Source organism: Pseudokineococcus marinus (assembly GCF_013004605.1).
Taxonomy (GTDB): Bacteria; Actinomycetota; Actinomycetes; order Actinomycetales; family Quadrisphaeraceae; genus Pseudokineococcus; species Pseudokineococcus marinus.
In genome coordinates, this window is record NZ_JABEMA010000005.1 from 1 (window position 1) to 20,931 (window position 20,931).

The following is a 20,931-nucleotide window of genomic DNA, read 5'->3' on the forward strand; positions in this document are numbered from 1 at the left end:
CCGGCCCGTCGGGCGCGGCCCAGCAGCTTCGCGGCCCGCGCGAGCGCCGGCAGCGCCGCGGGGACGCCGTCCATCGCGCTCGCGCGCCCCTTCTCGAGGCGCTTGCGCGCCTCCCAGCCGGCCTCGACGTCGGCGGCGCTCAGCGCGTCGTCCGCGGACCCGCCCGCCTCCGCGCCGAAGACGTGCGGGTGCCGGTGCACGAGCTTGGCGACGATGCCGGCGGCCACGTCGTCGACGTCGAAGCGCTCGCCCTCGGGCGCCTCCTGCGCCACGCGGGCGTGGAAGACGACCTGGAGCAGCAGGTCGCCGAGCTCCTCGCGCAGGTGCTCGGGCGAGCCCGACTCGACGGCCTCGACGACCTCGTAGGCCTCCTCCAGCGCGTACGGCGCGAGGGAGGCGTGGGTCTGCTCGGCGTCCCAGGGGCAGCCGCCCGGCGAGCGCAGGCGGTCCATGACGGCGACCAGCTCGAGCAGCCGCGCGCCCGGCGCGGCCCCGACCGCCGAGCCGTCGGCCGACGCCGTCACGGCACCTCCGCCGGACGCCGCTCGCGGGAGGCGAGCGCCGGCAGGCCGTGGCGGCGGCGCACCTGCATCCACACGAGGGGCGCGACGAGCGCCACGACCACGAGGACGAGGCCGGTCGTGACCGTCGGCACGCCGAGCAGCTTGAGCGCCGAGGCGAGCAGGACGAAGGCGAGCGCCCGCCGCACGATCCCGCCGGGCGCCCGCGACGACAGCCGGGCCCCGACGTAGACGCCAGGGACGCTGCCGAGCAGCAGCGACGTCGTGAGGTCGAGCTGGAAGTCGCCGAAGAGGACGTGCCCCAGGGCCGCGGACACGACGAGCGGCACCGCCTGCACGAGGTCGGTGCCGACGAGGGAGCTCGCCTTGAGCGCCGGGTAGAGCGCCATGAGCGCGATGATGATGAGGGAGCCGGAGCCCACGGACGTCATCCCGACGACGACGCCGCCGACCATGCCGACCGCGACCGTCGGCAGCTTGCGGACGACGACGTCGGGCCGGTCCTGGGGCAGCGGCGCCGCCCGCCCGTCGCGCTTGCGGGCCCGCTCCGCGAGGCGCACGTAGGCCCGCACGACGAGGCCCGTGGCCGCGACGAGCAGCGCGACGCCGAGCGCCACCTGGATGACGTCCTGCACCTCCTGCCCGTCCCCCAGCGCCCGGGCGATGAGCACGCCGACGAACGCCATGGGCACCGACCCGACGCAGAGCCACTTCACGAGCTGGAGGTTGACGGTGCCCCGCCGCAGGTGGACCACCGAGCCGACCGGCTTCATGACCGCCGAGGCGACGAGGTCGCTCGAGACGGCCGTCAGCGGCGGGATGCCGAAGAAGAGCACGAGCACGGGCGTCATGAGGGCGCCGCCGCCCATGCCCGTCAGGCCCACGACGATCCCGATGAAGAACGTCGCCGCGACGAGCAGCGGGTCGATGTCCACGAGCGGCCTCCTCCGGGGTCCCACCGGGCCCGGCGGGTCTCGCCGGGCCCGGTGGGTCCGACTGGTGCGACCGGCACTGTAGGGAACCGGCGTCCGGGCGTGGAGCCGTTCGGGGCGGGAGCGCCCCGCTCGGCTCAGCCGACGCCCGCGGCCACCTTGCCCGCCGCGCCGACGTCCTCCCCCACGACCGCGTCGAGCAGGTCGGCCGCCCAGTCGAGCAGCGCCGTCCCCTGCAGCGGCTTGCCGCCGATGCGCGCCGTCCTCGGCATGGGCACGAGCACCGACCGCACGGCGGGCTTGACCAGCGACCCCGGGTACAGCCGGCGCAGCCGCAGCGTCTGGCTGTCGCCCAGCTCCATCGGCGCGAAGCGGACGTTGGTGCCCTGCGCGCTGACCTCGGTGACGCCGGCCGCCCGGGCCCGCACGCGGAAGCGCGCGACGGCGAGGAGGTTCTCGACCGCCTGGCCGCCCGTGGCCTCCGACGGGTCGCCGTAGCGGTCGACGAGCTCGTCGCGGACCTCCTGCACCGCCTCGAGCGTCTCGGCGACGGCGAGCTTGCGGTAGGCCTCGAGCCGCAGCCGCTCGTGCGGCACGTACTCGTGCGGCAGGTGCGCGTCGACGGGCAGCTCGACCTTGATCTCGGCGGGCGGCTTGCCGACGCCGTCGCCGCGGAAGTCCGCGACGGCCTCGCCGACGAGCCGGATGTAGAGGTCGAAGCCGACGCCGGCGATGTGCCCCGACTGCTCGCCGCCGAGCAGGTTGCCCGCGCCGCGGATCTCGAGGTCCTTCATGGCGACCTGCATGCCGGAGCCCAGGTCGGTGTTCTGCGCGATCGTCGTCAGCCGGTCGTTCGCCGTGTCGGTGAGCGGCCGGTCCGCCGGGTAGAGGAAGTAGGCGTAGGCGCGCTCACGACCGCGGCCGACGCGCCCGCGCAGCTGGTGCAGCTGGGAGAGACCGAAGCGCTCGGCCCGCTCGAGGATGAGCGTGTTGGCGTTGGAGATGTCGAGCCCGGTCTCGATGATCGTCGTGCAGACGAGGACGTCGAACTTCTTCGCGTAGAAGTCGAGGACGGCCTGCTCGAGCGCCTGCTCGCTCATCTTCCCGTGGGCGACGGCGATGCGGGCCTCGGGCACGAGCTCGCGCAGGTGCGAGGCGGCCCGGTCGATCGACTCCGTCTTGTTGTGGACGTAGAAGACCTGGCCCTCGCGCAGCAGCTCGCGCCGGATGGCCGCGGTGACCTGCTTGTCGTCGTAGGCGCCGACGAAGGTGAGCACCGGGTGGCGCTCCTCCGGCGGCGTCGCCAGCGTCGACATCTCCCGGATGCCCGTGACCGCCATCTCGAGCGTGCGCGGGATCGGCGTCGCGCTCATCGCGAGGACGTCGACGTCGGTGCGCAGCGCCTTCAGCGTCTCCTTGTGCTCGACGCCGAAGCGCTGCTCCTCGTCGACGATGACGAGGCCGAGGTCCTTGAAGCGGACCTCGCTGCCGAGCAGGCGGTGGGTGCCGACGACGAGGTCGACCTTCCCGTCGGTGATGCCGGCGATCGTCTCCTTCGAGTCCGCCGCCGAGGTGAAGCGCGACAGGGCCCTCACCGTGACCGGGAAGCCGGCGAAGCGCTCGGAGAACGTCTCGAGGTGCTGCTGCACGAGCAGCGTCGTCGGGACGAGGACGGCGACCTGCTTGCCGTCCTGGATCGCCTTGAAGGCGGCGCGGACGGCGATCTCCGTCTTGCCGTAGCCGACGTCGCCGCAGATGAGCCGGTCCATGGGGACCGACTTCTCCATGTCGGCCTTGACCTCGTCGATGCACGAGAGCTGGTCGGGCGTCTCGACGTAGGGGAAGGCGTCCTCGAGCTCGCGCTGCCACGGGGTGTCCGGCCCGAAGGCGTGGCCCGAGGTCGCCATGCGCGCCGAGTACAGGCGCACGAGCTCGCCGGCGATCTCCTTGACCGCCTTGCGCGCGCGGCTCTTCGTCTTCGCCCAGTCGCCCCCGCCCATCTTGTTGAGCGGCGGGTCCTCCCCGCCCACGTAGCGGGTGACCTGGTCGAGGGTGTCCGTCGGCACGAACAGCCGGTCCCCCGGCTGGCCGCGCTTGCTCGGCGCGTACTCGATGACGAGGTACTCGCGCGTCGAGCCGCCCATCGTGCGCTGGATCATCTCGACGAAGCGGCCGACGCCGTGCTGCTCGTGCACCACCGGGTCGCCCGGGCGCAGCTGCAGCGGGTCGACCTGCTTCTTGCGGCGGCTCGGCAGCCGCTGCATGTCCTTCGTCGAGCTCGGGCCGCTGCGGCCGAGCACGTCGGCCTCGGTGAGGACGGCCAGGCGCAGGGGCTCGGCGACGAAGCCCGCTCCCCCGGCGCCCGTCGTCACGTGGACCACGCCCTCCTCGGGCGGCTCCTCGAGGGTCTGCACGCGCCGCGCCGGCACGTCGGCCTCGCGCAGCACCTCGGCGAGGCGGTCGGCCGAGCCGTGCCCCTCCGCGGTGACGACGACGCGCCAGCCGTCGCGGGCGTGGGCGCGGACGTCGTCGAGCGTCGTCGTCACGTCACCGGAGAAGGAACGGGTGTCCCGGGCGCCGAGGCGCAGCTGGACGCCGCCGGTGTCGTCCTGCGTGCCCGCGAGGCCGGCGTCCGCGAGGCTCTCGTCGGCCCCGAAGGCCGTCAGCGACCACCACGGGTGGCCGGCCGCCGTCGCCGCACCGCGGGCGACCGACAGCGGCAGGAAGCTGGCCGAGGACAGGTCGACCGGCGTCTGCGCGCCCGCCGCGGCGTTGGACCACGCCGCGGCGAGGAACTCCTGCGTCGTCGCCACGAGGTCGTGGGCGCGCGCCCGCACCCGCTCGGGGTCGAGGACGACGACGTGCGCGCCGTCGGGCAGCAGGTCGGTGAGCGGCTGCATGCCGTCGACGAGGGCCGGCGCGAGGGACTCCATGCCCTCGACCGCCACGCCCGCGGCGATCTTGTCCAGCATGTCGGCGGCGCCCGGCAGCTGCTCCTTGAGGGCCAGCGCCCGGTCCCGCACCTCCTGGGTGAGGAGCACCTCGCGGCACGGCGGCGCCCACAGGCCCTCGGGGACGACGTCGAGCGAGCGCTGGTCGGCGACGGCGAAGGCGCGGACCTCCTCGACCTCGTCGCCGAAGAGCTCCACGCGCAGCGGGTGGTCGCGCGTGGGCGGGAAGACGTCGACGATGCCGCCGCGGACGGCGAAGTCGCCGCGCCGCTCGACCATGTCGACGCGGCTGTAGGCCGCGCCGGCGAGGCGCTCGACCAGGTCGTCCAGGTCGACGACGTCGCCCGCCTGCAGCCGGACGGGGCGCAGGTCGCCGAGGCCGCGGACCACCGGCTGCAGCACGGCGCGCACGGGCGCGACGACGACGCGCACCGGCCCGTCGGGCGCACCCTCAGGGCCGGGGTGGGCGAGGCGTCGGAAGACGGCCAGGCGCTTGCCGACGGTGTCACTGCGCGGCGAGAGCCGCTCGTGCGGCAGCGTCTCCCACGACGGCAGCTCGGCGACCTGCCCCTCGGGCAGGAAGCAGCGCAGCGACGCCGCCAGCTCCTCCGCGGCACGGCCCGTGGCCGTCACGGCGAGCAGGGGCCGGCGCGCGGCCAGCTCGGCGACGACCGCCGGGCGGGTGCCCGCGGGGGCGGTGAGGTCGAGGACGTCGGTGACGCCCTCGGCGGCGGCGGACGTCGCGGAGGCGAGCGCGGGGTCGGCGCGCAGGACGTCGAGCAGGCCGGTGAGGCTCACGGGGCGGGGCTCCTCGGGGGGCGGGGCGGCAGCACGACCCTCCCCGCGCGCTACGAGGCGCGGAGGAGGAGCGGCGGGAGACCTCTACGGTACGCCGGGCCCCGGCCCCGCCCACGAGCTCACCGGCGCCGCCGACGAGCTCTCGCCGGCGGCCCTAGGCCCCGACGTGCACCGAGACCCGGCCGATGTGCCCGGGGAACTGGTCGACGTCCAGGCCGCCCAGCCCCTTCGCCCCGATGCGGACGACGCTGTCGTTGCTGATCGACAGGCGCGCGGGGATCGCGGTCGAGCGCTGGACCTCCCCGTCGACCAGCACCTCGAGACGGTCGCCGGTGCGCCGGCAGCCGAGCTCGTGCCACGTGCCGTCCGCGACCGACTCACGGGCGACCGCGCGGTAGGTCTTCGTCGTGCCGGTGCCGACGACCACGCAGCTCGGCTTCCCGGCTCGACCGTCGACCTGCAGCTTGTACTGCCCGGCGCCTCCCCAGTTCCAGCCCTTCTGGACGACGTTGGCGCCGTCGCTCGTGTGCCAGGGCTCCAGGTGCACCTGCGCGGTCAGCGAGAAGTCCGAGCGACCGGGGTCGACGTCCTCGCTGCCGGCGACCTCGACGAGGGCGCGCGGGCAGGACTGCAGCGCCGTCCGGCAGACCTGCGCGAGCCGCAGCGCCGGGACGCCGTCGACGGTGCGGGCGGTCACCGCCGCCCCGCGCGCCGTCCTGAGCGTGCCGGCACCGCCCGCGCCGTCGTCGAGGACGGAGCCGCCGGCGAGCCGCTCGGCGCTCGCGGCCGCCGCGCCGAGGTCGACGTCGAAGCCTCGGCTCGGAGCCGCCTGCGCTGGCGCGGAGGAGAGCCCCAGAGCACCCGCGAGCAGCACTGCGGTGGCGGTCGCGCGGACGCGGGGCCTGCTGGTGGACGTCATCGCGCGGCGCATGGCTCTCCTCCGGACGACCACCGTGGTCGCATCCGGACCACGATAGGACGAAGTGGGCGCGCGCGGCGCGGAAGTGCGACTACGCCGATCGGTCGACGTCCGTCGTCGCGGTGCGTGAACGCGCAGACGTCCAGGGCAGCAGCCACTTACCGTCTGTGCACGAGGCGTCGGCCGCACGCCAGCAGGACCGCCGTCCGCTCGAGCTCGAGGAGCCCTCCGTGACCAGGAGCACCGTCACCACCCCCACCCGCACCGTCCGTCGGCGACGGCGCGCCGTCGTCGCGGGCCTCGTCGGCGCGGTCCTCGCCGCCGTCGGCGCGGCGCCGGCGTCCGCCGCGAACGCGCCCCAGGCCTCCGTCGTGAGCGAGGTGCCGGCCTCCTGGACCCCGCAGGTGGAGGACGGCGCCGTCGTCGCCCTCACCCAGATCGGGCGGACGGTCGTCGCCGGCGGCACCTTCACGTCCGTGCGCGAGGCCGGCAGCAGCACCTCGCTGCCCCGCAACGGGCTCTTCGCCTTCGACGCCCTCACGGGGAAGATCGACACCGCCTTCGACGCGAAGCTCGTCAACGGGTCGGTCGGCTCGCTCGACAACGACGGCACCTCGATCTACGTCGGGGGGACCTTCGGCGGGGTCGCCGGGAAGACGACGCAGCGCCGCGTCGCCAAGCTGACGCCTGCGGGCGCCCTGGCCCCCGGCCAGCCGAAGACCCCCAACAGCGCCGTCAGCGAGGTCGTCGTGCGCGGCGGCCGCCTCTACGTCGGCGGCGCCTTCACCGCGGTGGGCACGACGCCGCGCAGCGCGCTGGCGGCCTACGACGCGACGACGGGGGCCCTGCTGCCCGACGTCGCCCTCGACTTCGCGGGCCAGTACAACGGCGGCACGACGGCGATCAAGCGCTTCGACGTCGCCCCGGACGGACGGACGCTCGTGGCCGTCGGCAACTTCCTCACGGTCGGCGGCCTGCCGCGCGAGCAGGTCGTCGGTGTGGACCTCCCGTCCACCGGGCCCGCGACGGTCAGCGCCTGGGCGACCGACCGCTTCTCGCGCGCGAAGAACTCCTCGTGCAGCCTCTCCTTCGACAGCTTCGTGCGTGACGTCGACTACTCCCCGGACGGCAAGTACTTCGTCGTCAGCACGACGGGCGCCTTCGGCGGCGGCAGCGGCACGGGCACCCTGTGCGACACCGTGAGCCGCTGGGAGACCGCCGCGGCCGGGACGGGCGCCGGCGCCCAGCCGTCCTGGGTCGACTACACGGGGGGCGACACCTCCTACGGCGTCGCCGTGACCGGGACGGCCGTGTACGTCGGCGGGCACTTCCGCTGGTTAAACAACCCCTACCGCGCCGACCGCCAGGGCCCCGGCGCCGTCTCCCGCGAGGGCGTCGCCGCCCTCGACCCGCGCAACGGCCTCCCCCTCGCCTGGAACCCGGGGCGCACCCGGGGCGTCGGCGCCCAGGCGATGCTCGCCACGGACGCGGGGCTGTGGGTGGGCAGCGACACGGACCGCTTCAACGACCGCCTCCGCGCCCGCATCGCCTTCGTGCCGCTCACCGGTGGCGCGTCGGTGGCCGCCGACGACGACCCCGCCCCCTCCCTCCTGCACCAGCACCTGTACTCCGTGCAGCGCTCCGGCACCCTCTTCACGCCCGCGGCGCTGCAGCGCACGCCCGCTGACAGCCTCGCAGCCGGCACGCCCGCCCCGACCACGGTCGACCAGACCGTCGACTGGGCGAACACGCGGGGCGCGTTCCGCGTGGGCTCGACGCTGTACTACGGCCGCAGCACCGGCCTCTTCGCCCGCAGCTTCTCCGCCCAGGGCGCCCTCGGCCCGGAGCGCAAGGTCGACCTGCGACCGGACCCGGCCACGGGCACAGCCATCCCCTTCTCGACCGGGAGCCTGAGCGGGGCGTTCTACGACCCCGAGCGGCACCGCCTCTACTACACCCTCAGCAACGACCCCAGGCTCTACTACCGGTACTTCACGCCCTCGAGCGAGGTGGTCGGCGCTGTCACCTTCACCGCCGGCACCGGCGGTCTGGACCTGCGGTACGTCGGCGGCATGACCCTCTCCGGCGGCCGCGTCTACTACGGCAGCACGAGCGACGGCGGCCTCCGCTCGGTCGCCTTCTCCGGCGGGTCCATGGTCAGCGGCACGGCGGTGCGCGTGGGCACGAGCACGAGCTGGCGGGGCAACGGCATCTTCGTGGGCGGCCCCCAGGTCGACCAGCCGCCGACGGCGGTCGCCAGGGCCACCTGCACCGACCTGACCTGCGCCTTCGACGGCACCGGCTCCACCGACCCGGACGGGCCCCTGGCCTCCTACACCTGGGACCTCGGTGACGGGACGACCGCCAGCGGCCCGACGGTCTCGCGCACGTACACGAGCGCCGCGTCCCGCACGGTCCGCCTCACGGTGACCGACTCCGCCGGGACGTCGGCGTCGACCACGGTCACGGCGACCACCACGCCGCCGCCGGACCGGGCGCCGACCGCGGTGGCCACCGCCTCGTGCACCGACCTCACCTGCACCTTCGACGGGTCCGGCTCGAGCGACCCCGACGGCCCCCTCGCCCGCTACACCTGGCAGCTCGGTGACGGCACGACCGCCGACGGCGCCGTCGTCTCGCACACGTACACCGACCCGGGCGAGCGGACGGCGACCCTCGTCGTCACGGACTCCGCGGGCACGACCGCCTCGGTCACGGCCGTGGCGAGGACCTTCGCCCCTGCCACCACGCAGGTGGCGCACCGGGCCACGGCCTCGGCCGGGAGCACCAGCAGCTCGGTCTCCGTGGTCGTCCCGGCCGAGGTCCAGGCCGGCGACCAGCTTCTCCTCGCCGTCTCGACCAACCGCGCCGCGGTGTCCTCGCCGCCCGCGGGAGTCGGGGACTGGACCGAGGCCGGCCGCGCGGTCGGCGACAAGGGCGAGCTCGTGACGACGCTCTGGGCGCGCACCGCCGACGGCACGGAGGCGGGTCGACCCGTCGTCGTCCAGCACGACGCCGCGACGAAGTCGACGGCCGTGCTCGGCGCCTGGTCCGGCGCCGTGGTCGACGCCGTCGCCGTCGGCGGCTCCACGCCGACGGCGGGCACCCACGTCACCCCGACGGTCGAGGTGCAGCGCCCCGGCTCGTGGGTCGTCTCGGTCTGGAGCGAGAAGTCGAGCGCCACGACGACCTGGACGCCGCCCGTCGGCGTCCTCCCCCGGGCCACCGCCCTCACGGGCGGCAGCGGACGGGTCACCGCGCTGGTCGCCGACTCGGGCGCCCCCGTCGCCGCCGGCACGGCCGGCGGCCTCGCCGCCACGACCGACGGCGGCTCCCTCAAGGCGGCCATGCTCTCGGTCGTGCTGCGCCCGCTCTGACGCACGACGAGCAGTGCGGGGCTCAGGCTCCAGGAGGACGCCCCGACGCGGGAGAGATCGCGGTGGGGCGTCCTCCTGCGTCTCGACCTGGGACCTCCGTCACCGGTCGCAGCCAGCCAGAGGGCCTGCGGGGCCGGAGATGCCTCCTCGTGACCCAACGTGACGAGGTCGTCGCCGCCGGCGCCTCCCGGAGCCGCTTGGCGGGCGCTCTTGGGTCGATCGGGTGATGTCGAAGACGCAGGCCTCGCCAGGCGTCTACCGTCGGTGATGACGCGGGGGCCATCGAGGCACTCGCTGCGGGGACGGGGAGTGGCATGGGCGAGCAGCACTGCACCAGGACGTCAGCGGCTCGCGGGGCGTACGCCGTGACCGCGGTCCTCGCGGCGATCCTCATGGTGCTGACGACCACCTCCGGCGCGTCGGCCGTGAGCACGGCCCAGTCGGGCGTCGTCTCGGTGAGGCCGGCCGCCACCACCCCCGACGTGCTCGACGGGGCCGTCCTCGCCATCACGCAGATCGGCAGCACCGTCTACGTCGGCGGCAGCTTCACCCAGGTGCGAGACCGCAGCACCGGTGCGACTCTCGCGCGGCGCTCGCTCTTCGCCGTGGACGCGGCGACGGGCCGGGTGCTCACCGGCTTCGCCCCGGCCCTCGACGGCGCGGTCAACTCCCTCAGCACCGACGGCACGTCCCTCTTCGCCGGTGGCTACTTCGGCAGCGTCAACGGCACGGTCCAGCGCCGGGTGGCCAAGCTCACGCCCAGCGGGGCGCTCGCCGGCGGGCAGCCGGCGATGCCCAACAGCGGCGTCAACGAGGTCGTCGTGAGCGGGCAGCGGCTCTACCTCGGCGGCTCGTTCTCGTCGGTGGGCGGCATGCTCCGCGGCGGCCTCGCCGCCGTCGACACGACGAGCGGTCGCCTGCTGGGCGACGTGGACGTCCCCTTCGAGGGCCAGTACAACGGCGGCGCGACGAACGTGAAGCGATTCGACGTGAGCCCGGACGGGCGCACCCTCGTGGCGGTCGGCAACTTCACCACCGTCGGCGGCCAGCCGCGGCAGCAGGTCGCGGTGCTCGATCTGCCGACCACCGGGCCGGCCGCGGTGAGCAGCTGGGCGACGGACCGCTACGACGCTGCGCGCAACACGGGCTGCTCGAAGAACTTCGACACCTGGACGCGCGACCTCGACATCTCCCCCGACGGCGCCTACGTGGTGATCAGCACGACGGGCGCCTACGGCGGAGGCGCCAACGCCGGTGTCCTGTGCGACACGACGACGCGCTGGGAGATCGGCGCCGGGGCGAAGGCGTCCGGCCAGCAGCCGACCTGGGTCGACTACACGGGCGGCGACACCACCTACGGGGTCGCGGTCACGGGCGCGGCCGTCTACGTCGGCGGCCACATGCGCTGGCAGAACAACGCCTTCCAGGGCGACCAGGCCGGCCCGGGCGCCGTCCCCCGCGAGGGCATCGCGGCGCTCGACCCCAAGAACGGTCTGCCGCTGTCGTGGAACCCGGGCAAGGACCGCGGCGTCGGCGCCCAGGCCCTCTTCGCCACGCCGCAGGGCCTGTGGGTGGGCAGCGACACCGACCGCTTCGCCGGGTACCTCCGTCAGCGCCTCGCCTTCCTGCCCCTGGCTGGCGGGACGTCGATCCCCGAGGTGCAGCAGGCGTCCCTCCCCGGCAGCGTCTACGCCGTCCAGCGCGGCACCGCTCCTTCGTCGGTGCTGTACCGGGTGAACGCCGGCGGCCCCCTCGTGCTCAGCCAGGACGACGGCCCCGACTGGGCGGCGGACACGGCGACGACGTCGCCGCTCCGCACGTCCGGGAGCTCGACGTCGACGGGGACGACCACGTCGCTCGACCCGAGCGTGCCCGCGGGGACGCCCCGCGCGATCTTCGACGCCTACCGCTGGGACGGCGCCGGCGGCGACGAGATGCGCTGGCGCTTCCCCGTGACCACCGGCCGGACGGTCGAGGTCCGTCTGTACCTCTCCAACCTCTGCAGCTGCACGAGCCGGGCCGGCCAGAGGAAGTTCGACGTCGCGGTCGACGGACAGCTGTGGCTCGACGACCTGGACCTGTCGGCCGCCCCCGGCCACACGGTCGGCACCGTCCTGCGGCGCACGGTCGTCAGCGACGGCTCCGTCGACATCGACTTCCTGCACGTCCTCGAGAACCCGATGGTCAACGCCATCGAGATCGTCGACCCGGCCGCCTCGGGGACGAGCGCCGTCTCCCTGGTCCGTCGTCCCGTCGACGCGACCGGCGCGCCCGTCGGGCCCTCGGAGACCGTGTCGACCGACGCGAGCTGGGCGGCCGCCCGCGGCACCTTCCTCGTCGGGAAGACCATGTACTACGGGACCTCCACCGGCCTGGCGGCCCGCGACTTCACCGACGGCGTCGCTGGGGCGCCGCGGGAGGTCGACCTCCACGACGACCCCGAGGACGGCCGGCGCATCCCCTTCCCCACGGGGCAGCTGACGGGGGCCTTCTTCGACCCGGCGACCCACCGGCTCTTCTACACGGTCAGCGGCGACGCCCGGCTGCTGTACCGCTACTTCACGCCCGAGAGCGAGGTCGTCGGCGCCCAGACCTTCGTGGGCGACGCCGGCGGCCTCGACCTCTCCGGCGTCACGGGCATGGCGCTCGCCGACGGCCGGGTGCTCGTGGCCGGTCGCGACGGCTCCCTGCGCTCCGTCGCCTTCACCGGTGGCGCCCTGAGGGGGCCCGTGACCACGCTGTCGAGCGACGGCACCTGGGCCTCCCGCGGGCTCGTCGTCGCCGGCCCGGCGCCGGAGCCGCCGAACCAGGCGCCGTCGGCGGTGGGGGCGGTGACGTGCGCGGGTCTGACGTGCACCTTCGACGCCACCGGCTCGGCCGACGCCGACGGCACGATCACCGGCTACGCCTGGGACTTCGGCGACGGCACCACCGGCACCGGCGCCAGCACCCAGCACACCTACGCCGCCCCCGGTGAGCGGACCGTGACCCTGACCGTCACCGACGACGACGGCGCCACCGCGACGACGTCCGTGACGGCCGCGCCCGAGCCCCCGCCGGCGAACGTGGCTCCGACCGCGGCGGCCACCGCGACGTGCGACGAGCTGGTGTGCACCTTCGACGCCACCGGCTCGGCCGACACCGACGGCACCATCACCGCCCACGCCTGGGACTTCGGCGACGGCACCACCGGCACCGGCGCCACCACGCAGCACACCTACGCCACCGACGGCGACTACACCGCCACCCTCACCGTCACCGACGACGACGGCGCCACCGCGACCACCACCACGACCCTCTCCCCCCGCACCACCCCGCCGCCGGCGCCGACCACCCCGATCGCCTTCCGGGCCGCCGCCGACAACCAGGGCAACGCCACCGCCGCGACCGTCACCCTGCCCGCGTCCCTGCGAGCCGGCGACCAGCTCCTCGTCGTCCTGACCACCAACCGCGACGCCGTCCTCACCGGCCCCACCGGCGCCGGCGACTGGGGCCAGCCCGTCCAGCAGGGCACCGGCGACAAGGGCCAGGTCGAGACCACCGTCTACGCCAAGACCGCCGACGGCACCGAGGCCGGCCGCACCCTCACGATCGGCCTCGACGCCTTCTCGAAGTTCACGATCACCGCCACCGCGCACAGCGGCGCCGTCCTGGAGTCGGCCACCCTGGCCGCCGAGACCACCAACCGCGCCGCCCACACCACCCCGCCGGCCACCACCACCGTCCCCGGCTCCTGGGTCGTCTCCTACTGGGCCGACAAGACCAGCGCCACCACCGGCTGGACCTCCCCCACCACCACCACCGACCGCGCCGAGACCATCGGCACCGGCTCCGGGCGCATCACCTCACTGCTCACCGACTCCGACGCCCCCCTGCCCACCGGCACCCACCCCGGCCTCACCGCCACCGCCGACTCCGCCAGCCTCAAGGCCACCACCCTCACCCTCGTGCTCCACCCCACCCCCACCGACGAGGGCGGCGGTGAGGGAGGAGACGGCACGGAGGAGCCGCCGCCGGCGAACGTGGCTCCGACCGCGGCGGCCACCGCGACGTGCGACGAGCTGGTGTGCACCTTCGACGCGACCGGCTCGACCGACACCGACGGCACCATCACCGCCCACGCATGGGACTTCGGCGACGGCACCACCGGCACCGGCGCCACCACGCAGCACACCTACGCCACCGAGGGCGACTACACCGCCACCCTCACCGTCACCGACGACGACGGCGCCACCGCGACCACCACCACGACCCTCTCCCCCCGCACCACCCCGCCGCCGGCGCCGACCACCCCGATCGCCTTCCGGGCCGCCGCCGACAACCAGGGCAACGCCACCGCCGCCACCGTCACCCTGCCCACGTCCCTGCGAGCCGGCGACCAGCTCCTCGTCGTCCTGACCACCAACCGCGACGCCGTCCTCACCGGCCCCACCGGCGCCGGCGACTGGGGCCAGCCCGTCCAGCAGGGCACCGGCGACAAGGGCCAGGTCGAGACCACCGTCTACGCCAAGACCGCCGACGGCACCGAGGCCGGCCGCACCCTCACGATCGGCCTCGACGCCTTCTCCAAGTTCACGATCACCGCCACCGCGCACAGCGGCGCCGTCCTGGAGTCGGCCACCCTGGCCGCCGAGACCACCAACCGCGCCGCCCACACCACCCCGCCGGCCACCACCACCGTCCCCGGCTCCTGGGTCGTCTCCTACTGGGCCGACAAGACCAGCGCCACCACCGGCTGGACCTCCCCCACCACCACCACCGACCGCGCCGAGACCATCGGCACCGGCTCCGGGCGCATCACCTCACTGCTCACCGACTCCGACGCCCCCCTGCCCACCGGCACCCACCCCGGCCTCACCGCCACCGCCGACTCCGCCAGCCTCAAGGCCACCACCCTCACCCTCGTGCTCCACCCCACCCCCACCGACGGCTGAGCACGAGGCCGGGTCGACGGGCTCGACACCGACCTCGTGGACCCGACAACCGACCGAGGCGTCCAGCAACGCCCTCCGACGCCACAGACGCAGACGGTAGAAGTCGTGCGGTGGGGAGCAGCCGGCGTCCGAGAGGCGTCGCGGCTGGACAGCCGCCACGCCAGCGCGCGCTGCGGACTCTGTGACGGGTGCTACCGGACGCCCTCGAGCGGCTGCTTGCCCCATCGACAGTGGCGCGCGCGAGGCGCGGGTGACGCGTTCCGTCCGCGGCGGTGTCCAGAGCGCCGCCATCGGGTCGTGCCTCGGAGTTAGAGCCGATCAGTCGTCGATGTCGAACCAGACCCGAGCGACAGCGCCGAGATAGGGGTCGTTGTCGAAGCGGAGGTTCTTGCCACCGACGCGGACGGGCCCGCCAGGGGCTACGTCGACACCAGGAGGGACGTCGACCTCCGCGACCACGCCCCCGTCGACCGACAGAGCGAGACTGCCGTCAGCGCGCCGGCACTCGAGCTCGTGCCACGAGCCGTCGGCTACGCCCTCTTTGCCCTTGGCGACGAGGACGCGCCCCGAGCCGCTGCTGTCGGCCACCACGCAGGACGGCTGCCCGGCGAGACCGTCGACCTGGACCTTCCACTGCCCGCCGCCACCCGTGGAGAAGCCGCGTTGGAGGACGTTGGCCCCCATGCTCGTCTGCTCTTCCGTCAACTGCACCTCGGCCCCGAAGTGAAACGCGCCCGTCCCCGGGCCAGTGGGCAGTAGTTCGGCCGGCACCTCGACGACAGCGCGACCGCAGGTCTCCGGGTCCTCGCAGCGCGCGGGCATCTGCAACGCAGTGGCTCCGAGAGGGCCGTCGACGAGCGCGAGCCCGTCGACGGCCCCTGCGACCCGCAGGACGGCGTCGACGGTCGACGCGTTCCCACCCGCCACGTCCACCGAGACCGCTGCGCCATCGACGAGCGGGGGCACGAGACCTCCCAAGTCGACGGAGAAGCCCGCCTCACCGCCCACCGCGGTCTCCGGCGCCATCGAGGGCACGACGACCGGGTCGCCCTGGCTGCACGACGACAGGACCAGCGTCGTCGACGCAGCGGCCATGAGCAGAACCCTTCCCCCGGCTGTCACCGGAGCAGATTGCCACCTCCGCGCAGGCCAGCTCGGTAGGTGATGGCCAGTCAGGCGAGGCTGCGGGCGCTGAACGCCGCGTCCCGGGTGAACTCGACCCACGCGCTACGAGCCGTGGACGACGTCTGGTAATCGAAGTGGCAGTTCCCGTTGTCGTAGTTGCGGCCCTCCCAGGTGAGTACAACCTTGTACTGGGAGTAGGCGGGCTCCTTGAGCATCGATCGAGCGTCCCGCAGCCACTGCGCCTTGCGGCCCGGCTGGGCCGGGTCCTCCACCGAGCCGAACTCCCAGAGCATCAGGTCCTTCCCCGGGTGCTTGAGCCCGAACTTCCGCTGTCCTTCGATGACCGAGCGCAGGCTGGTCCACTTGCCCGTCGAGGAACGGCAGCGGTACCAGTTGTAAGCATCGGCGGCGATGCCGTCGACGTAGGAGTCGCCGGGGTAGAAGAGCTCGGCCCGACGGTCGTCCTTGCGGAGGAAGCCCCAGGCGGTCATGACCCAGACGTACTCCGCGTTGCGGACACCCTCAGCCCGGTAGACGGAGACAAGCTTGCGCCAGGCGGCAGCGAACTCCGCGGGCGTGCCGTGGCCGGGGGTGGCCTCGGGTTCGTGGTGGTAGCCGATGTAGACCTTGCTGCCGAAAGCCTTGATCTGCGCGGCCTGCCGCTGCATGTCGCGGTAGAGAGTGCTGCCGGGCTTGGCGTTCGCGACGTCCGCCCACCGCACCTTCGTGCCGTTGGACCGCGACGACTTGACCGAGAGAAACATCGTGTGGCCGGTGTCGCGCGCCCAGGTCTGGTCGCGGCCGAAGAGCGTGCTGTCCCAGGACCGGAAGACGCGGGCCCCGCGGACGGCCGTGCCGGCCGTCTTCTCGTTCTGCTCGATGAGGGTCCGCGTGCTGCCGCTGGACCCGAACATCTTCGCCGGCTCCTGCGCCTGCGCGGCGGGTGCACCTGCCGCCACCAGCGTCGTCGCGGCCAGCGCGGCGGTCGCCGCCAGCACGCCGAAGCGCTCGAGCAGCCCTCGTACCGGTCCGCGCCGGGACGTCTCGCTCTCCGTCGTCAGCCTCACGCCGCCACCTCTCTGCCTCACGCCGTCGTCAGACGTGAGTGGTTTGCTCCCATGTCACCCGGATGGAGCAGTGACCGGCGTGGAAGGTAAGCCCTCACCACGTCTTCGTCCAGAGGGGTCGGCAGGACGGAGCCGCACCTGTAGGTTCCAGGCACCTGGCTGGGAGGCTGCTCCGCGGCCCTGAGCAGGCTCGGAGCGCCCCCATGTCGACGGACCACCAGCTCGTCTTCGTCGCGGGGCTGCACCGCAGCGGCACCACGCCGTTGGCGCGCCTCCTCGCCGCTCACCCTGACGTCAGCGGCTTCTCCGGCACAGGGGCCACCGAGGATGAGGGGCAGCACCTGCAGGACCTCTACCCGCCGGCGCGCACGTACGGAGGGGCGGGGCGCTTCGCACTCGACCCCGCCGCGCACCTCACGGAGGACTCCCCCCTCGCCACGGAGGAGAACGCCCGTCGCCTCTACCGGGCGTGGGAGCCGCACTGGGACACCAGCCGCGCCGTGCTGGTCGAGAAGTCCCCCCCGAACCTCGTGATGACGCGCTTCCTCCAGCACCTCTTCCCGACGAGCTCCTTCGTCGTCGTAATCCGCCACCCCGTCGTCGTGGCGCTGTCGACGGAGAAGTGGCGGCGCAGCACGTCCTTCCGCGACCTCGTCCACCACTGGGTCGTGGCTCACGAGACCTTCGCGGCGGACGCGTCCCGCGTGGAGCGCAAGGTCGTCCTGCGGTACGAGGACCTCGTCGCGACGCCGGACGAGGCGCTGGGCGCCGTGGCCCGCAGCCTGCGGCTCGAGGGCGACATCCCGACCGACCAGCTCGAGACTCACCGCAGCGACGCCTACTCGAGCGAGTGGGCACGTCGTGCCGCCGCCGGCGGACGCGAGGGGAAGAGGGTGGCTGCGGTCGTCGAGGAGTTCTCCGACCGGGTGGAACGGCTCGGCTACTCGCTGACCGACCTGTCCGCACGCCTCTCGACCCCGCTGTTCACCTCCTCCGCCGACGGCTGATGCTCCGGCGTCCGGGTGACGCCGGACGGTCGACCCATGGGTCACACCTATGCTTGGTCCTCTCATGCCTGCGCGGACCGAGGAGCGCCCGCAGCGAGGGGGGCCGATGGAGACGCAGGACACCGCCGTGGACCTCTCGGCGGCGATGAGGACGGTCGCCCGCCGCTGGTGGGCGGTCGTCGTGGTCGCCCTCCTCGGTCTGGGCGCCAGCGCAGCCGCCTGGGCGCTGCAGACCCGCACCTACGTCTCCACCAGCTCGGTGCTCGTCGCCGAAGCGGTCGACGCCTCCTCGCCCTCGACCGGTCAGCGCAGCCAGTTGAACCTGGACACCGAGGCGCAGATCGTCCAGTCTGCCCGCCTCGCCAGCGTGGTCGCCCAGACGCTGGGCACCGACCGCACGCTCTACGACCTCCGTGAGTCCGTGACGGTCACGGTCCCGCCGAACAGCCAGGTCTTGACCATCGCCTTCGAGGCGCCGACGCCGACGGGGGCTCAGGAGGGGGCGCGCGCGTACGTCGACTCCTACCTGGCGCAGCGTCGTGCCGCCGCCGAGGCCGACGCCCAGGCGCAGGCGACCACCCTCCAGTCGCAGATCGACGCCCTGCGAAGCCAGCTGGCCGACTCCCGGGCGGCGACCGACCCGGTGGCCTCAGCCGAGCGGGACATCATCGTCGACCAGATCGTCACCCTCAGCGGGCGGCTCGCCGCGGTCGGCGCCACGAGCACGGACCCGGGGACCGTGCTGACCGACGCGACCCTTCCCCGGGTCCCGGTGGCCCCCGTCCTGGCGTTCTACCTCGCGGGCGGGGCCTTCCTGGGCCTGGTGGCCGGCGTGCTCCTGGCCCTCGCCGCTGACCGCTGGTCGCACCGGGTCGGCCGCCCGAGCGACGTCCTCCGCAAGGCGGACCTGCCCGTCCTGGGCGTGCTGGACGAGGCCGCGCACGCCCAGGACCTGTCGCCCACAACGGCCTTCGACCTCGTCCGCGCGCAGACCCTGGACACGAGCGGGGCGCTGACGGTCGTCCAGGTCCAGGCGGCCGGAGGGGCTGTCGCGGCCGAGCGCGCGGCGGTGGGGCTGTGGCGCTCCATCGCCCGGAGCAGCGGGCGGTGCGTCCTCGTCGTGGCGACGGACGGCGAGGAGCTCAAGAGCTCGTGGGCGCCCGACACCGCCGGCCTGAGCGACGTGCTGCGCGGTGACGAGAACCTCGGCACCGCGCTCCTCGAGAGCACCGACGACCCGCGCCTCCTGCTGCTGCCTCCCGGGCGCTCTCCGGCGTCGCTGGAGGACCTGGTGCAGTCGTCGGCGTTCAGCGAGGTCGTCGAGCACCTCCGGCGTCGCCGAGACCGTGTCGTGCTCCTGACGGGCTCCGCCGACCGGTCCCCCGCCGCTCAGGCTGTCAGCTCGCGGGCCGACGTCGTCGTGCTCAGCGTCGAGGAGGGCGCCACCGACGTCCGACGCCTGGTCTCTGCCCGAGACGCCTCCCGCCGCATGGGAGCCCACGTCGCGGGAGCGGTCGTCTCGCGCGGCCGCGCCCCCCAGTGGTCCGCCGCGCTCCGCGGCGAGCTGGTCCGGCACGACCAGCCGTCGGCGCGGCGCTGACGCGTGAGCCCGACGACGCTCGCGGCGCCGCCGACCACCGCACGTCCCCGCCCTCGCGCACGACTGCGGACAGGCTGGCCCCTCGGCCTCGCGCTCGCCGGCTACCCGCTCTGGTGGGCGGTAGGTGCCACCGACCTGCTGCTGCCGGTGACGGCGTTCCTGCTCCTCTTCCAGATGCCGAAGCGGGTGAGGCTGCCCGTCGGGTGGGGCCTGTGGCTCCTCTTCCTCGTCTGCGTGGTCGCCAGCGCGACAGCCCTGGACCTGGCGGCCCCGGGCACGGTCCCCCCCTCCGGCGGTGGGCGCTACGTCGCCTACGCGGTACGGCTCGTGAGCTACGTCGCCGTCTTTGTCGTCGCGGTCTTCCTCGTCAGCACCGATGAGGAGCAGCTGTCGCGCCGGCGGGTGCAGGGCTGGCTCGTAGCCCTCGCCGTGCAGGTGGCGGCGCTCGGCTGGCTGGCGCTGCTCCTCCCCGGCTTCTCGTTCCCCACCCTGCTGGGCGGGCTCGTCCCGGGCGCCCCGTCGACGGCGTCATTGGCGCAGGTGCAGGACGTCATCGGGACACCGGCTCCGAGGCCGGCGGCCCCCTTCGCGTACACCAACGCCTGGGGGGCCTCGCTGCTCCTGCTGCTCGTGTGGCTGACGGCGACCTGGGTGGTCGGCGCACGCGGGCTCCGCCGGACGGCGGGCGTCCTCGTGGTCGTCGCTGCCGTCGTGCCGCTGGTCCTCTCCCTCAACCGCGGCGTCTGGATCGGCGCCGGCCTCGTGGTCCTCTACGTCGCCGTCCGCACGGCCCTGAGAGGACGCCTGCTCCTCGTCGGCGTCGTCGCCCTCGCCGCGGTCTTCGGCGGTGGCGCCGTCGCCGCGTCCCCTCTCGGCGAGGTGGTGAGCGCGCGGGCGCAGTCCGGGCACAGTGACGACATCCGCACAACCCTGGCCGAGGACGCCGTGCGTCTCGCCACCACCTCCCCTGTTCTGGGCTACGGCACGACACGCGACACCCTCGGCAGCGGACGCTCGATCGCCATCGGCCAGTCACCCGACTGCCCGCGGTGCGGCAACCGCGTCATCGGCAGCACCGGCCAGCTGTGGCTCGTCCTCGTCTCGCAGGGGCTCCTCGGAGCCGGCCTCTACCTCGCCTTCCTGGTCCGCTCGGCGTGGGCCTTCCGGAACGACTGGTCGGCGACGAGCGTGGCGGCGAGCGCCTCGGTCTTGCTGTGCCTCTACTACTCAGCCTTCTACACGGCTCTCGTGCTGCCCCTGCTCGTCACCTTCATCGCGATCGGACTTCTGCACCGACAGCGTGCCGTCCAGTGCTCGGAAGCCGCGGCCCCTGTTGGAGCAGCTCGATGACCGGCGCTCCTCTCGGCTCGCAGACCGTGTCGGCGCAACGACGAGTCGAGGCCGTCGTGCGCAGGCTCCACGCCGGCGCGCCGCTCGTCCACGACGGCCGGTCCGCGGCGGAGGAGTCAACCGTGCGGTACGTCCTGCTCCCCTCGGCGTCCCGACCGCGGTTAGTGCTGCCTGCCGAGGCACCCCGAGCGGCGGCCGCCGCACTGGGACGACTGTTGCAGGGCGGTGGCCGACGGCGCGTCTTCCGAGGCGCTGCCGTCGCTGTCGCCCGCAGCGGCCTCCTCGGCCGGTGGCCGGGGGCGACACTCACCGTCCCGCAGACGTCGCGCTCCGTCGTCGCCCGCCTCGCC

General features: G+C 74.3%; 11 protein-coding genes. 5 read left to right on the top strand and 6 right to left on the bottom strand.

The genetic code is table 11. The features are described from left to right. From HLB09_RS00925 to HLB09_RS00940, 4 genes are all read right to left on the bottom strand, one after another. A partial coding sequence (locus tag HLB09_RS00925; RefSeq protein ID WP_322789968.1) for a MazG family protein occupies positions 1-524 on the bottom strand: 524 nt, incomplete at its 3' end. Continuing rightward, on the bottom strand, positions 521-1,450 hold the full coding sequence (locus HLB09_RS00930; protein ID WP_171201568.1) for a TSUP family transporter: 930 nt from the start codon (positions 1,448-1,450) through the stop codon (positions 521-523). The genes HLB09_RS00925 and HLB09_RS00930, both read right to left, overlap by 4 nt. Before the next feature lie 140 nt (positions 1,451-1,590). Then, positions 1,591-5,202, bottom strand: coding sequence for a transcription-repair coupling factor (mfd, locus tag HLB09_RS00935; RefSeq protein ID WP_171201540.1), 3,612 nt, complete (start codon positions 5,200-5,202; stop codon positions 1,591-1,593). A gap of 154 nt (positions 5,203-5,356) precedes the next feature. Continuing rightward, positions 5,357-6,133 carry a LamG-like jellyroll fold domain-containing protein gene (locus HLB09_RS00940; RefSeq protein ID WP_171201541.1) on the bottom strand — a complete coding sequence of 259 codons (777 nt, stop codon included), beginning with the start codon at positions 6,131-6,133 and terminating at the stop codon, positions 5,357-5,359. A 218-nt stretch (positions 6,134-6,351) separates the two neighbouring features. On the opposite strand from HLB09_RS00940, the gene HLB09_RS19645 reads away from it, so the two are divergent. Then, the gene (locus HLB09_RS19645; RefSeq protein WP_171201542.1) at positions 6,352-9,498 is read left to right on the top strand and encodes a PKD domain-containing protein; all 3,147 of its coding nucleotides are present in this window, start codon (positions 6,352-6,354) and stop codon (positions 9,496-9,498) included. Between the two features lie 365 nt (positions 9,499-9,863). After that, the gene (locus HLB09_RS00950) at positions 9,864-14,432 is read left to right on the top strand and encodes a PKD domain-containing protein (protein ID WP_171201543.1); all 4,569 of its coding nucleotides are present in this window, start codon (positions 9,864-9,866) and stop codon (positions 14,430-14,432) included. A gap of 318 nt (positions 14,433-14,750) precedes the next feature. Here HLB09_RS00950 and HLB09_RS00955 read toward each other — a convergent pair whose 3' ends face one another. Together HLB09_RS00955 and HLB09_RS00960 are read right to left on the bottom strand one after the other, a co-directional pair. Continuing rightward, positions 14,751-15,527: a LamG-like jellyroll fold domain-containing protein gene (locus HLB09_RS00955; RefSeq protein ID WP_171201544.1), complete on the bottom strand. Its 777-nt coding sequence runs from the start codon at positions 15,525-15,527 to the stop codon at positions 14,751-14,753. Positions 15,528-15,604: 77 nt separating this feature from the next. Beyond that, positions 15,605-16,624, bottom strand: coding sequence for a glycosyl hydrolase (locus HLB09_RS00960; protein WP_171201545.1), 1,020 nt, complete (start codon positions 16,622-16,624; stop codon positions 15,605-15,607). A gap of 203 nt (positions 16,625-16,827) precedes the next feature. Between HLB09_RS00960 and HLB09_RS00965 the strand changes: the two genes are divergently transcribed. The 3 genes from HLB09_RS00965 to HLB09_RS00975 all read left to right on the top strand — a co-directional run bounded on the left by HLB09_RS00965 (position 16,828) and on the right by HLB09_RS00975 (position 20,581). Then, positions 16,828-17,631 carry a sulfotransferase family protein gene (locus HLB09_RS00965; RefSeq protein WP_171201546.1) on the top strand — a complete coding sequence of 268 codons (804 nt, stop codon included), beginning with the start codon at positions 16,828-16,830 and terminating at the stop codon, positions 17,629-17,631. Positions 17,632-17,737: 106 nt separating this feature from the next. Beyond that, complete coding sequence (locus tag HLB09_RS00970; protein ID WP_171201547.1) at positions 17,738-19,231, top strand: Wzz/FepE/Etk N-terminal domain-containing protein; 1,494 nt, start codon at positions 17,738-17,740, stop codon at positions 19,229-19,231. A gap of 3 nt (positions 19,232-19,234) precedes the next feature. Next, complete coding sequence (locus tag HLB09_RS00975; protein WP_171201548.1) at positions 19,235-20,581, top strand: O-antigen ligase family protein; 1,347 nt, start codon at positions 19,235-19,237, stop codon at positions 20,579-20,581. The last annotated feature ends 350 nt before the right edge of the window (positions 20,582-20,931 follow it).